Origin of the sequence: Streptomyces sp. Go-475, assembly GCF_003330845.1 — a bacterium.
Taxonomy (GTDB): Bacteria; Actinomycetota; Actinomycetes; order Streptomycetales; family Streptomycetaceae; genus Streptomyces.
Genome location: NZ_CP026121.1, coordinates 8,249,808 through 8,263,145, shown reverse-complemented (window position 1 = coordinate 8,263,145; position 13,338 = coordinate 8,249,808). Strand labels below are relative to the sequence as shown.

General features: G+C 70.5%; 7 protein-coding genes and 5 pseudogenes. 6 read left to right on the top strand and 6 right to left on the bottom strand.

The window, feature by feature from the left end:
- The first annotated feature begins 33 nt into the window (after nt 1-33).
- A complete protein-coding gene (locus C1703_RS37445; RefSeq protein WP_198678383.1) occupies nt 34-984 on the top strand; it encodes an NADP-dependent oxidoreductase in 951 nt (316 codons plus the stop codon).
- A gap of 399 nt (nt 985-1,383) precedes the next feature.
- On the opposite strand, the gene C1703_RS37435 is transcribed toward C1703_RS37445, so the two are convergent.
- Both C1703_RS37435 and C1703_RS37430 read right to left on the bottom strand, forming a co-directional pair.
- Nucleotides 1,384-2,316 carry an aldo/keto reductase gene (locus C1703_RS37435; RefSeq protein ID WP_114256993.1) on the bottom strand — a complete coding sequence of 311 codons (933 nt, stop codon included), beginning with the start codon at nt 2,314-2,316 and terminating at the stop codon, nt 1,384-1,386.
- Between the two features lie 154 nt (nt 2,317-2,470).
- Nucleotides 2,471-2,899 (bottom strand): annotated as a pseudogene (locus C1703_RS37430) (glycoside hydrolase); the annotation flags it as partial.
- Between the two features lie 317 nt (nt 2,900-3,216).
- Between C1703_RS37430 and C1703_RS40365 the strand changes: the two are divergent.
- The 5 genes and pseudogenes from C1703_RS40365 to C1703_RS37410 form a co-directional block, all read left to right on the top strand.
- Nucleotides 3,217-3,827 (top strand): annotated as a pseudogene (locus C1703_RS40365) (beta-galactosidase); the annotation flags it as partial.
- A pseudogene (locus C1703_RS40050) lies at nt 3,722-3,940 on the top strand (hypothetical protein); the annotation flags it as partial. The pseudogenes C1703_RS40365 and C1703_RS40050, both read left to right, overlap by 106 nt.
- 354 nt (nt 3,941-4,294) lie before the next feature.
- Nucleotides 4,295-6,430: an alpha-galactosidase gene (locus tag C1703_RS37420; RefSeq protein WP_114257795.1), complete on the top strand. Its 2,136-nt coding sequence runs from the start codon at nt 4,295-4,297 to the stop codon at nt 6,428-6,430.
- A gap of 41 nt (nt 6,431-6,471) precedes the next feature.
- A complete protein-coding gene (locus tag C1703_RS37415; protein ID WP_114256992.1) occupies nt 6,472-7,989 on the top strand; it encodes a glycoside hydrolase family 43 protein in 1,518 nt (505 codons plus the stop codon).
- Nucleotides 7,990-8,136: 147 nt separating this feature from the next.
- Entirely contained in the window at nt 8,137-9,912 is a 1,776-nt protein-coding gene (locus tag C1703_RS37410) for a cellulase family glycosylhydrolase (protein WP_114256991.1), read from the top strand.
- A gap of 78 nt (nt 9,913-9,990) precedes the next feature.
- Here the strand turns inward: C1703_RS37410 and C1703_RS37405 are convergent.
- The 4 genes and pseudogenes from C1703_RS37405 to C1703_RS37390 all read right to left on the bottom strand — a co-directional run.
- Nucleotides 9,991-10,362: pseudogene (locus C1703_RS37405) on the bottom strand (substrate-binding domain-containing protein); the annotation flags it as partial.
- An 8-nt stretch (nt 10,363-10,370) separates the two neighbouring features.
- Nucleotides 10,371-10,613 (bottom strand): annotated as a pseudogene (locus C1703_RS37400) (carbohydrate ABC transporter permease); the annotation flags it as partial.
- Nucleotides 10,614-10,643: 30 nt separating this feature from the next.
- Nucleotides 10,644-11,750 carry an NAD(P)-dependent alcohol dehydrogenase gene (locus C1703_RS37395; protein WP_114256990.1) on the bottom strand — a complete coding sequence of 369 codons (1,107 nt, stop codon included), beginning with the start codon at nt 11,748-11,750 and terminating at the stop codon, nt 10,644-10,646.
- A 37-nt stretch (nt 11,751-11,787) separates the two neighbouring features.
- The gene (locus C1703_RS37390) at nt 11,788-13,242 is read right to left on the bottom strand and encodes an aldehyde dehydrogenase family protein (RefSeq protein ID WP_114256989.1); all 1,455 of its coding nucleotides are present in this window, start codon (nt 13,240-13,242) and stop codon (nt 11,788-11,790) included.
- Between the last annotated feature and the right edge of the window lie 96 nt (nt 13,243-13,338).

The following is a 13,338-nucleotide window of genomic DNA, read 5'->3' as shown; positions in this document are numbered from 1 at the left end:
CGGGTGGATCACCGGCTGGCACGCTGGATGACCATGAGCACACGGAACACGATGCGAGCCATCAGCCAGGACGTCCTCGGCGGTCCCGAGGTCCTGAAGGAAGTGGAAGTCGAGCGCCCGGTACCGCGGCCGAACGAGGTGCTGGTCCGGGTGCGGGCCGCCGGGGTCAATCCGACCGACTGGAAGCACCGCGCCACCGGCGGCTTCCTGGGTGAGCCGCCCTTCGTCCTCGGCTGGGACGTCTCCGGCGTGGTGGAGGCCGTCGGCATCGGCGTGGCGGCGTTCGCGCCCGGTGACGAGGTCTTCGGCATGCTGCCGTACCCGTTCGGGCACGGCTCGCACGCCGAGTACGTCATCGCGCCGGTGCGTGCCCTCGCGCGCAAGCCGGCCGGTCTCGACCACGTCCAGGCGGGCGCGCTGCCGCTGGTCTCGCTCACGGCGTGGCAGGCGCTGACCGAGCACGCCGACCTGCGGCCCGGGCAGCGGGTGCTGATCCACGCCGCAGCGGGCGGGGTCGGGCACGTGGCGGTGCAGATCGCCAAGGAGCGCGGCGCGTACGTGATCGGCACCGCGAGCGCGGGCAAGCACGAGATCCTGCGCGGCATCGGCGTGGACGAGGCGGTGGACTACCGCGAGACGGACTTCACCGAGGCCGTGAAGGACGCCGACGTCGTCCTGGACACGATCGGCGGCGACACCGCCCTGCGTTCCCTGCGCGTGCTGCGCCCGGGCGGTGTCGTGGTGTCGATCCTGCCGGGAGGGTCGGACGACTTCTACGAGGAGGCCGGGCGGCTCGGCGTCCGGGCGGTCCGGATGCTGGTCGACGCCGACCGGGCCGGCATGGAGACGATCGCGGAACTGGCCGCGACGGGCAGGCTCCGCGCCACCATCGCCGGAACCTTCCCCCTGGCCGCCGCCGCCGAGGCACACGCCCGGGGCGACACCGGCCGGACGACGGGCAAGCTGGTCCTGGTGAACGACTGACCGGACGGCAGTGCCCCGAAGGGGGCGCGGGGAACCGCGCGACAAGCCACGGCAAGGCCGCACTCGCGGGTCCACCGCCCCGTTAGGTCGAGAGCCCCTCCCAAACCGCGGAGCGCACCTCGGCGCGCACCGCAGCGTCATCCCACCTCGCGCGGGAGAGCAGGCGCTGGAATCGGTACGGGTTCGGCTCCCCCGCTGCCTCGGACTCGATCCTGCGGAAGTGCGGTGCGCACCGCCCCAGCAGCGCATCCAGCCCTGCGCGCCACCGTTCGACCGATACCATGGCCTCACCGGCCGCCGTACTCTCTTGTTGCGTCACAACAACAATGATCAACGGCGGCCGTCGCTCGTCCCGACCCGGTATCACCGCAGCTCACGAGGCGAACTCCGACTGAAGTATCAGGGCACTGTGTATCCGGCGGCACGGAACAGTTCATACCATTCGGATCGGGTGAGCGGGATGTCGGAACCGAGCGCGGCGGCCGTGACACGTTCTGGCGTGGTCGTGCCGAGCACGACCTGTATCCGCGCGGGATGGCGCGTGATCCAGGCGACCGCGATCGCCTCGGCCGGCACGCCGTATTTGTCGCTCAGCCGGTCGATCACGGCGTTCAACTCGGGGAAGCGTTCGGAACCGAGGAACGGGCCGTCGAAGAATCCGGCCTGGAAAGGCGACCACGCCTGAATGGTGATGTCGTGCAGCCGACAGTAGTCGACGATTCCCTCATCACGCACGATCGACTGATCGAGGTCCTGCATATTCGCGGCGACGCCCTGCGCGATCATCGGGGCGTGAGTGATCGACAGCTGCAGCTGGTTCGCCACGATTGGTTGCGTCACGTGTTTGCGCAGCAGGTCGAGTTGTCGGGGGGTGTGGTTGGAGACGCCGAAGGCACGGACTTTGCCTGCCGCCGACAGCTCGTCGAAGGCACGGGCCACCTCCTCCGGCTCGACGAGCGCGTCGGGACGGTGCAGCAGCAGGATGTCGAGATAGTCCGTGCCCAGTGCCCGGAGTGAACCGTTCACGGACTCGATGATGTGGTGATGAGAGAGGTCGAAGTATGACGCGTTCCTGACGATTCCGGCCTTCGACTGAATGACGAACTGCTCACGCTCCGACGGGCTGAGTTTCATGGCTTCAGCGAACCGACGCTCGCAACCGTGGTCGTCCGAGCCGTATATGTCGGCGTGATCGAGGAACGTGATGCCGGTGTCTCGTGCAGCGTTCACGAGCCTGCGCACCGCCTCGTCGGTCATGTTCTGGATGCGCATCAGTCCAAGGACGACGTTGGGGACCACCATGTCGGTGCCGGGCAGGATGAAGGTCCTCATGTGACTCTTTCACTGTGACTTGAACGTTTCAGACCGAAGGAAGCGCGAACTGGTCGGCTGTGAAGTCGAGTTCGGTGGACGTTGGCGCTTGTCTCGTTGGCGGCCTGGTGGATCGCGCTGTGGCGTTCTGCGTGGCCCTCGCCGAGTGCAGCACCAGCACGCGCGGGCGCAGACCGGACGAGGTGACGCAGCGATCGGTCTCGTCGTCGTAGGTGAGGAAGTGCTTGAGCACCGGCGCGGCGCGCTCGGATCGCGCAGCAGGTTCACCACGGGCGCCCAGGTCCGGAGGCTGTTGATGCCCGATCCGGTCGAGGTCGGCCGGTGCCGGTGGAAGGCGCGCGCCTCGACCGAGACCGCCTCGGCGACGACGCGTACCAGTTCCTCGTCCCATGACGCCCCGAGCCCCACGGTCTGGGGAAAGACCGTCCCCACCCCCCAGCCAGGCCACTCCGCGCAGCGCTTCTGTTCCGGTGCGGAACGAGGCGACGCCCAGGCGTGGGACGGCCGGGACGTACTGGTGGAGCAGGGCGAGCCGCTCGTCCAGGGCGGGCGGGTCCAGCAGGTCGTCGACACGCTTGCTCATCGGGAGCGCGGCGTCACGGAAGGGCGCCGGGGCGGCGGATGGGGACGGAGTAGCCACGAAACGGATCCTTCGGCAGGTGCGTTCGGATGGCGGGTTGAGAGCGATTGTCGAAGCGCATCGACGCTGCCATTGCCGCTCACAGCTGTCAATGGACCAGGGTAAATAAACTTTCCTAGCATCTTGCCCCTTGTTTCGCATGAAAGATGTCCGTTAGCTTCCCATCGTGGTGAAGCGCTTCGACACTCAGGAGGAAGGGCCGCCACGATGACGCACGGGTTGAACCACCAAAGCTTCGTAGGCGCACAGCGGTCGACCACATGATCGGTCGAATGACCGCCGCACGCGGTGAGCGGCCGACGGACGAACAGGCCCTGTTCACCTGCACTGACGACACGTCAGAGAATGGGACGATTCTCCACACCCGAGGAACCGTCATGACGGCGCGCAGCATCACCGACCGCTTGGGCGGCCTCGCCTTCAGCGGGGACTACAACCCCGAGCAGTGGGACGAGCCGGTCTGGAAGGAGGACGACGAGCTCATGCTCTGGGCCAGGGTCAACCTGGCCACCCTCGGAGTCTTCTCCTGGGCCCTGCTCGAACCCGAGCAGGGACGCTACGACTTCTCCTGGCTCGACGCCCACATCGAACGCCTGCACGCAGGCGGCGTGGCCGTCGACCTCGCCACCCCGACCGCCTCCCCGCCCCCGTGGTTCACGCCGGCCCACCTCGAGGCGCCGGCGGTCAGGGCCGACGGCACCCGGCTGGCCCACGGCAGCCGTGACACCTACTGCCTCGCCGCAACGCGTACGGCACGCTCTGCTGGTGCGACCATGCGGCGGCCGCGATCCGGGTGTGGCTGCGCGCCCGGCACGGCTCACTGGACGCCCTCAACGAGGCTTGGGGCACGGCATTCTGGAGCCAGCGCCACACCTCCTGGGAGCAGGTGCTGCCGCCGCACGCGACGCAGTACCACAAGAACCCCGGCAGACGCTGGACTTCCACCGCTTCTGGGCCGACGAGATCATCGCCGCGTACTGCGAGCAGCGCGACGCGATCCGCGAGCACAGCAAGCGTCCGGTGACGACGAACCTGATGCCGCCCCGGACAGGGCCGGTACCTCTCCACCCGCCTCGACGACGCCGACTACCGCGCCCCGGTCGGACGGCTCCTGAAGGACGCCGGCGTCGAGCCGGAGCTGCCGGGCCTGTCGGCCGGGGCCGAAGCCGTCACCCGGCACGCGGCGGACGGCCGCCGCCGGCACGTCCTGATCAACCACACCGCGGACGCCGCCTCTGCCGGATTCCTCCCATGACGTGCTCACCGGCACAACCGCCCACGAACTCCCGCCCGGCGGCTGCGCGGTCCTGCGCGGTCACTGACTCGGAGAAGGACACCATGGAGAACGAACAGCGGAGCTTCCGCTGGGGTCACGACGCCCTGCAACTCGACTTCGCCCTCGGCGACGACGGCAGTGCCCGCCTGACGCGTCTCGGACTGCCCGGCGAGGCGGACAGCGACCCCCGAACGTCCCTGCCGCTGGTGGAGGTGACGGCCGCGGGTCACGGCCGACACTGGTCGGGCAGCCGTCTGATCGGGACCGCTCTCGGCGGGCGGCTGCGCCACCGGGCCCACCGCGCGGCCCGCGACGGCGACTGGCACACCCTGACCGTGGACCTCCACGACCCGGAAACCGGGCTGGCCGCGGAGGTGACCTACCGGTCGCCGGACGGCGTCCCCGTGCTCCGCAGCGAGGTGACCCTGCGCAACGAAGGGCCGGCCACCCTGCACCTGGAGTCGGTCAGTTCGCTCGTCGTGGGCTGTCTCACCCCGCCGGACCCGGCGGCCGTCGACGCCGCCGACCTGCTGTGGGCGGACAACGACTGGCTCGCCGAGTGCCGTTGGCAGCGCCAGCCGATGCGCCAGACCACACCCGGTGTCAGCGGGCGCGCGAAGTACGGGCACGGCAAGGCGGGCTTCGCCCTGAAGGGACAGGGCACCTGGTCCAGTTGCGGGCACCTGCCCATGGGCGGCCTGACGGACCGGCGCACCGGCCGCAGTTGGGTGTGGCAGATCGAGCACAACGGCGGAGGCTGGCGCTGGGAGTGCCAGGAGCACGACCGGGCGGCCTACGTGGCACTGTTCGGGCCGACCGACGCCCATCACGGCTGGCGGCATCCCCTGGAACCCGGCGCGGCCTTCCGCACCGTACCCGCCGCGCTGGCCTTCGGCGCCGACGGCGGCCCGGACGCCGCGTTCGCCGCGCTGACCCGCTACCGCCGCGCCCAGCGCCGCCCGCACCCCGACCACCGGGGTCTGCCCGTCATCTTCAACGACTACATGAACTGCCTGATGGGCGACCCCACGACCGACAAGCTGCTGCCGCTGATCGACGCGGCGGCCGAGGCCGGCGCCGAGTACTTCGTCATCGACGCGGGCTGGTACGACGACGATGACGGTGGCTGGTGGACCAGCGTCGGCGCCTGGGAGCCGGCCGCCTCACGCTTCCCCGGCGAGAAGGGGATCCACGAGGTACTGGACCGGATCCGCGAACGCGGCATGGTTCCCGGCCTGTGGCTGGAGCCGGAAGTCATCGGCGTCCACAGCCCCATGGCCAAGTCCCTGCCCGACGAGGCGTTCTTCCGCCGCGACGGCGTCCGCCTCACGGAGGTCGGCCGGCACCACCTGGACCTGCGCCACCCGGCCGCCCGGGCCCACCTGGACCAGGTCGTGGATCGCCTCGTCGGCGAGTGGGGCGTCGGCTACCTCAAGCTCGACCACAACATCGACCCCGGCTCCGGCACCAGCGCCCACCCCGGCGAGAGCCCCGGTGCCGGCCTGCTCGGCCACAACCGGGCGCACCTGGACTGGCTCGACGGCATCCTGGACCGCTACCCGCACCTGGTGGTGGAGAACTGCTCCTCGGGCGGCATGCGCTGGGACCACGCCCTGCTGTCGCGGCTGCAGCTGCAGTCCACCAGCGACCAGCAGAACCTCCAGCTCTACGCGCCCATCGCGGCCTCCGCGCCCACTGCCGTCACTCCCGAGCAAGGCGCCGTCTGGGCCTACCCGCAGCCGGAGGACTCCCTCGACGAGGTCGCCTTCACCATGGCGAGCGGCCTCCTCGGCCGCATCCACCTCTCCGGCCACCTGCCGCAGCTCGGACCCGAGGCCCGCGCCCTGGTCCACGAGGGCATCGCCGTCTACAAGGCCATCCGCGCCGACCTGCCGAAGGCCGTGCCCTCGTGGCCCCTCGGCCTTCCCGCTTGGGACGACCCCTGGATCGCCCTCGCCCTGCACACCCCCGCCACCACCTACCTCACCGTCTGGCGCCGCCCGGGCGGCGAGGCCACCACCACCATCCAACTGCCTGAACGGGCGGGCGGCGCAGCCGACATCGAGGTGCTGTACCCCGCCACGCACCAGGCCGTCGGAGTCTGGGACCCGGACACGGCCGACCTCACCGTGACCCTGCCCGCCGCGCCCTCCGCGGCGCTGCTCCGCATCACCCGCACTGAGCCGGACGCTTCCTGAGCGCCGGCCCCGCCGCCCACCCGACGAAAGGACGCCCGAGGGTGCCCGCTCAGAACCAACCCACCCGCGCCGCCAACCCCGTGCTCCCCGGGGTCCACCCCGACCCGAGCATCTGCCGGGCCGGCGACGACTACTACCTCGCCTGCTCCAGCTTCGAGTACTTCCCCGGCGTACCCCTCTTCCACAGCCGTGACCTGGTGCACTGGCGGCAGATCGGCAACGCCCTGGACCGACCGGAGCAGTTGCGTCTGCCCACCTCCATGCCGTCCTCCGGCGGGATCTACGCCCCCACCCTGCGCCACCACGACGGCCGCTTCTGGCTGATCGTCACCAACTGCAGCGAGGGCGGCGGCAACCTGATCGTCACGGCCACGGACCCGGCCGGACCGTGGTCGGATCCGGTCTGGGCGCCCGGCGTGCCCGGCATCGATCCCGACCTGGCGTGGGACGAGGACGGCACCTGCTGGTGCACGGTCGCGGGGGTTTCGCAGGTCCGCCTCGACCCTGCCACCGGCGAGACGCACGGCACACCGCACAAGGTCTGGTCCGGTGGCCCAGGCGCGAAGGCCCCGGAGGCGCCGCACCTGTACCGGATCGGCGACTACTGGTACCTGCTCATCGCCGAGGGCGGCACCGAACGCGGGCACGGCGTGTCCATCGCCCGCGGCCGTACGCCCAACGGCCCCTTCGAGCCGTGCCCGGCCAACCCGATCCTCACCCACCGCGGCACGGACCACCCCGTCCAGAACACCGGGCACGCGGACCTGGTCCAGGGGCCCGACGACTCCTGGTGGATGGTCTTCCTCGGCGTACGCCCGCGCGGCGGCACGCCGGGCTGGCACGTGCTCGGCCGGGAGACCTTCCTCGCTCCCGTGACCTGGGAGGACGGCTGGCCGGTCGTCGGGGAGGTCACCTTGGACCTGCCCGCGCTCCCCTGGCCCCTCTCCCCCGTCTCCGCTCCCGCAGAGGAACGGCGCGACGACTTCGAGCTCAGCGAACTCGGGGCGATCTGGATCTCCGTGCGGGACCGCCCCGCCGAGCTCTGCACCACCAAGGAGCGCCCCGGATGGCTCACGCTCCGCGCGCGGGGCGGCTCACTGGACGACCCCGACGTGGTGTTCACCGGCCGCCGCCAGCAGCACCTCACCTGCCGGGCACGCACCCTGGTCGACCCGGGACAGGGGCGGGGCGGCCTCGCCGTCCGGCTGGACGAGCGGCACCACTACGCGATCGAGGCGTCCGGGACCGACGTACGGGTGATCGCGCGCGTCGGCTCACTGCGCACGGTCGTGGCCGAACTCTCCGTGCCCACCGGGCCACTGGTTCTCGGGGTCACGATCACGGACCCGCAGCCTCCGCTCGGACCGTGCACCGGACCGGACACCGTCTCCCTCGGCATCGAACAACCCGACGGCACGTTCACCGAGCTCGCGGCTCTCGACGGCCGCTACCTGTCGACCGAGGTCGCCGGCGGCTTCACCGGCCGCGTCATCGGCATGTACGCGGCTGAGGGCACCGTCCACTTCGACTGGTTCGACTACGAGCCCCTGGACCGCTGACCGGCCCACCCCCCTCTGCCGCACCGCCAGTTGTGGCAGGCGGTGGCACCTCGTCGCCGCCTGACCACGGGATCGCACCACCCGCACGATCCACTGAGCCGCCCGTACGACCCGCTGTAAGACCCGCCCGACCGGAAGGGACGACACATGAGGGACATACGACGACCCGCGCACCACCGCAGCCGCGGCCCCGGCCGCCTGGCCTCCCTGCTCCTGGTGCTCGCCGTCATGCTCGGACTGGCCGGCGGCACCTCGACCGCCGCGACCGACGACACGGCAGAACCGACAGGGTCCGCGATCAGAGTTCCGGCCCGCGCCATGGACGCCGTCGCCGCGATGCAACCCAGCTGGAACCTGGGCAACACCCTTGACGCCATTCCGGACGAGACGAACTGGGGCAACCCGAAGGTCACCAGGGAACTGTTCACCACCATCCGCAAGGAAGGTTTCCGCAGCGTCCGGATCCCGGTGACCTGGACCGACCACCAGTCCGCCACCGCCCCCTACACCGTCGACGCCGCGTTCATGAGCCGCGTCAAGGAGGTCGTCGACTGGGCGCTCGACGAGGGCCTGTACGTCGTGCTCAACGTCCACCACGACTCATGGCAGTGGATCAAGAAGATGCCCGCCGACCACGACGGAGTGCTGGCCCGCTTCAACTCCACCTGGACCCAGATCTCCAAGACGTTCCGCGACGAGCCGCGCACCCTGCTCTTCGAGAGCGTCAACGAGCCGCAGTTCGAGAACGCCACGGCCGAGCAGAAGGCCAAGCTCCTGAACGAGCTGAACACCTCCTTCCACAAGATCGTCCGCTCCTCGGGCGGCAGGAACACCGACCGCATGCTCGCGCTGCCCACGGACGGGTGCACGCCCTCCCAGAACCTCATGGACGACCTGTACACCACGATCAAGTCGCTGAACGACCGCAATCTCGTCGCCACCGTGCACTACTACAGCTGGTACCCGTTCAGTGTGAACGTCGCGGGCGGCACCCACTACGACGACAAAGCCCAGAACGACCTCAACGACGCCTTCGCCCGGATGCGCGACACCTTCGTCGCGAGGGGCATTCCCGTCTACCTCGGTGAGTACGGCCTGCTCGGCTATCCCGACACCAACCATCCCTCCCGCGTCGAGCGGGGCGAGGCGCTGAAGTACTACGAGCACCTGTCGTACGCGGCACGTCTCGTCGGTGTCACCACCGCGCTGTGGGATCCCGGAACCTGGGCCTACCTGAACCGGGAGACCATGAAGTGGTCGGACCCCGCCCTGATGGCCTGGATCAAGTCCAGCTGGACCATGCGTTCGGCAACGGCCTCCTTCGACAAGGTCTTCCTGGAGAAGAAGGAGCCGATCACGGCCCAGGGGGTCACCCTGAATCTGAACGGAACCAAGTTCCGGGGCCTGTGGCACGGCAAGACCAAACTCGTCGAGGGACGGGACTACACCCTCTTCGACAGGACGCGGCTCGTCATCACGGCCGGCACGCTGACCCGGTTGAGCGGCGAGCGCGAGTACGGGGTGAACGCCACGCTCCAGGCCCGGTTCTCCCGCGGGCTTCCCTGGCAGATCGAGGTGGTCACCTACGACGAGCCGGTGCTGTCCAGCGCCACGGGCAAGACCGACGCGTTCACCATCCCCACCCAGTACAAGGGTGACACGCTGGCCACCATGGAGGCCAGGTACGGCGACGGCAGCAACGCCGGCCAGACCGACTGGACTCCGTACCAGGAGTTCAACAAGTCCTTCAAGCCGGACTACGCGAACGGCACGATCGTCCTGCCCCCCGAGTTCCTTGACGCGCTGCGCGACGGCGAACTGGTGACACTGACCTTCCACTTCTACAGCGGCAAGAAGGTCATGTATCACATCAAGAAGTCCGGCGACTCGGTCACCGGCACCCGCGTCACACCCGCCTCCTGACCGGCCGACCCGACCCCCGCCCTGGTTGCCCATCCCCGGCAACCAGGGCGCGCGTGTCCGCCCCACCTGCGACACTTCCTCACCCGGGCCGAGCGCCAAGGCCAACTCGGTTGCCGCCGCCGCCATCCCGCCCGTGGCTGATGAACCGTGCTCAAGGGCGGGTCCATCCAGGCCACGGCCGGGACGTCGTCGAAACCCACCACGCTGAGATCGTGCGGGATGCGCAATCCGAGCTCTCGCGCGGCCCGGTAGACACCGAGCGCCTGCATGTCGTTCGCGGTGAACACGGCAGTGGGACGTTCGGGGCGGGGTCGGCAGGCCGGCCTCCGCGAGGGCGGAGACAAAGGCGGAGAGCCGGGCGCGACAGAAGACGTGGTCCGGTCCGCTGATCATGGCGATGCGCCGGTGGCCCAGGTCGACCAGGTGCCGCGTCGCCGCCTGCCCCCTCTCCCCTTCGTGAGCCCGGCTCCGAAGAACATCGTCGCCATGATCATCAGGAGGAACCGGTGCCCCAGAGTACCCGGCCGGGACAGACCCTAGGCCCCGAGCACCGAGACCGCCATCGAGAACAGCGTGCCGACGAGTGTGACGCCGACCGACACCATGATCGCCCGGCTGACCTGGCCGCCACTGAGCAGTTCGGTGTAGTTGATGAAGGTGCTGCCCTGGGGAATCACGCACAGAGGCACCCCCGAGCTCTGGAGGCGCACCGGCCGTGACGGCCGGCCGCATCAGAACGTCAGCACCGGCTTGATCGTCTTGCCCGACCGCATGTCCTGCACCGCCCGGTCGATGTCCCCGAAGGGATACGTACCGATCAGGCGGTGCAACGGCAGCCGGCCGTCCTTCACCAGGCGGACCAGCGCCGGGATCGTGGTCTGGGTCTCGCTGTCGCCGAGGGTGAGGCCGACGATCCGCTTGCCGCCGAGCAGGCCGTTGACGTCCAGGGAGACCTCGGTGCCGAAGGGCGGGGCGCCGACGACGACCAGGGTGCCGCGGGCGGCGAGCGCGTCGACGCCCTGGCGCAGGACGCCGACGTTGCCCGTGGTCTCCACGACACCGTCCGCGCCCTGGCCGTCCGTGATGCCGGTGAGCGCCTCGCCCAGCTCCGTCGTGCTCGTGTCGACGGTGTGCGTGGCGCCCAGCTCGCGGGCGAGCGACAGGCGTTCGGCGACGCGGTCGACGGCGACGATCCGGGTGGCCGGGGTCAGGGCCGCCGCCATCACGGCCGACAGGCCGACCGCCCCGGTGCCCAGCACGACGACCGTGCTGCCGGTGTCCGGCTTCAGCACGTTCCAGACGGCCCCCACACCGGTCTGCACGCCGCAGCCCAGCGGGGCGATGGACTCCAGCGGCACGTCCGGGTCGACCTTGACGAGGCTCCGCTCGTCGGCCAGCGCCCGCTCGGCGAAGGAGGACTGGCCGAAGAAGTGGCCGCCCAGGGCCTCGCCGCCCCGGGTGATGGTGCTCGACCCGTCGGCGCGGCTGCCGCCCAGCAGGTTCAGCGGCAGCCAGGTCGCGCAGTACGCGGGGTGCCCGCCGCGGCAGTTGCGGCAGTCGCCGCAGGAGGTGAAGGAGAGCAGGACGTGGTCGCCGGGCGCGACGCCGGTGACGGCGGGGCCGACGGCCTCGACGACGCCCGCGCCCTCGTGGCCGAGAACCCCGGGCAGCGGGAAGGGCAGTCCGCCGCTCGCCACGCCGAGGTCGGTGTGGCACAGGCCGGTGGCGACCATGCGGACCAGCGCCTCGTGCGGGCCGGGCTCGTCGAGGACGACGTCGGAGAGGGTGAAGGGCGCGCCGCCGGACTCGACGACCGCGGCACGGGTGGTGGTGGGCATCGCGATGACTCCTTGACGGTGCTCGGTTCGGCGGTGCTCAGTCGAGCGAGACGACGACGGACTTGACCTTGGTGTAACCGGCGAGGGCCTCGGGGCCGTACTCGCGGCCGTAGCCGGAGTCCTTGACGCCGCCGAAGGGCACCGCGGGGTCGAGCATCGCCCAGTCGTTGACCCAGACGATGCCGGCCTGGAGCCGGTCGGCGACGCGGTGGGCGCGGGCGAGGTTGGTGGTCTGCACGCCCGAGGCCAGGCCGTACGGCGTGGAGTTGGCGAGGGCGACGGCCTCGTCCTCGTCGTCGAAGGGCTGCACGGTGAGGACGGGGCCGAAGATCTCCTCCTGGATCACCCGGGAGTCGTTGGCCAGGTCGGCGATGACGGTGGGCTTGTAGTAGTAGCCGCCGTCCAGGTCGAGCCGCTCGCCGCCGCAGACGATCCGGGCGCCCTCCTTGCGGGCCAGGGCGACGTACTCCTCCACCTTCTTCAGGTGCTTCGCGGCCGCCATCGGGCCGATGACCGTGTTCGGGTCGCGCGGGTCGCCGACCGGCACGCCCGGCACGGCCTCGGCGAGGATGCCGAGCAGCGTGGAGTAGACCGAGCGGGCCACCAGCAGGCGCGGGCCGCCCATGCAGAACTGGCCGGTGTTGAAGACGAAGCCCTTGATGACGGCGCCGACCGCCTTCTCCAGGTCGGCGTCCTCGAAGACGAGGTGGGCGGCGTTCCCGCCGAGCTCCATGGTGACGGGCTTGAGCGCCTCGCCCGCGACGCTCGCCACGTGCCGGCCGATCGCCGTGGAGCCGGTGAAGGCGACCTTGTCGACGCCCCGGTGGCGCAGCAGCGCCTCGCCGGCCACCGGTCCGGCGCCCGTCACGACGTTGACCACGCCGTCGGGGACGCCGGCCTCCTGGAACAGCCGGGCCATGTACAGGGCGCTGAGCGGGGTCTCGTCGGCGGGCTTGTGGACGACCGTGTTGCCGGCCGCGAGCGCCGGGCCGATCTTGGAACCGGCGAGGATCAGCGGGAAGTTGAACGGGGTGATCGCGGCGACCACGCCGAGCGGCTCCCGCTTGGTGTAGGCGAGGGCGTTCATGGGGGTGTCGCGCAGGGCGCCGTCCTGGCTCTGGGCGAGGTTCGCGTAGTACTCGTAGTCGTTGGCCGCGTTCGTCACGTCGACCGCGCCGCACAGGGTGATCGGCTTGCCGACGTCGAGGCTCTCCAGTGCGGCGATCTCGTCGGCGTTCTCGCGGATCAGCTGCGCGACGCGGTGCAGCACCCGGCCGCGCTCACGGCCGCTCAGCCCGGACCAGGCGCCGTCCTCGTAGGCCGCGCGGGCGGCCCGTACGGCCGCGTCGACGTCGGCGGGGCCCGCCTCCGCGACGGTGGTGACGACCGTGCCCCGGGACGGGTCGACCACCTCGGTACGCGCCCCGTCCGCGGCCTCGCGCCACCGGCCCCCGATGAACAGCTGCCCGGGTTCCTTCTCGAAGGTGGTCATCGCCACTCCTCAGCGTCGTCGCCAAGATTTCAACAAACAGGATTCCTGTTGGTCCGCAGTCTCTTTACAGACAGGTTTCCTGTCAATGCTCTAGCC

Excerpts from the sequence above, each read along its gene's own strand:
- C1703_RS37420 (WP_114257795.1), top strand. The coding sequence starts at position 4,295 with ATGGAGAACGAACAGCGGAGCTTCCGCTGGGGTCACGACGCCCTGCAA.
- C1703_RS37395 (WP_114256990.1), bottom strand. The coding sequence starts at position 11,750 with ATGCCCACCACCACCCGTGCCGCGGTCGTCGAGTCCGGCGGCGCGCCC.
- C1703_RS37445 (WP_198678383.1), top strand. The coding sequence starts at position 34 with ATGAGCACACGGAACACGATGCGAGCCATCAGCCAGGACGTCCTCGGC.
- C1703_RS37410 (WP_114256991.1), top strand. The coding sequence starts at position 8,137 with ATGAGGGACATACGACGACCCGCGCACCACCGCAGCCGCGGCCCCGGC.
- C1703_RS37390 (WP_114256989.1), bottom strand. The coding sequence starts at position 13,242 with ATGACCACCTTCGAGAAGGAACCCGGGCAGCTGTTCATCGGGGGCCGG.
- C1703_RS37435 (WP_114256993.1), bottom strand. The coding sequence starts at position 2,316 with ATGAGGACCTTCATCCTGCCCGGCACCGACATGGTGGTCCCCAACGTC.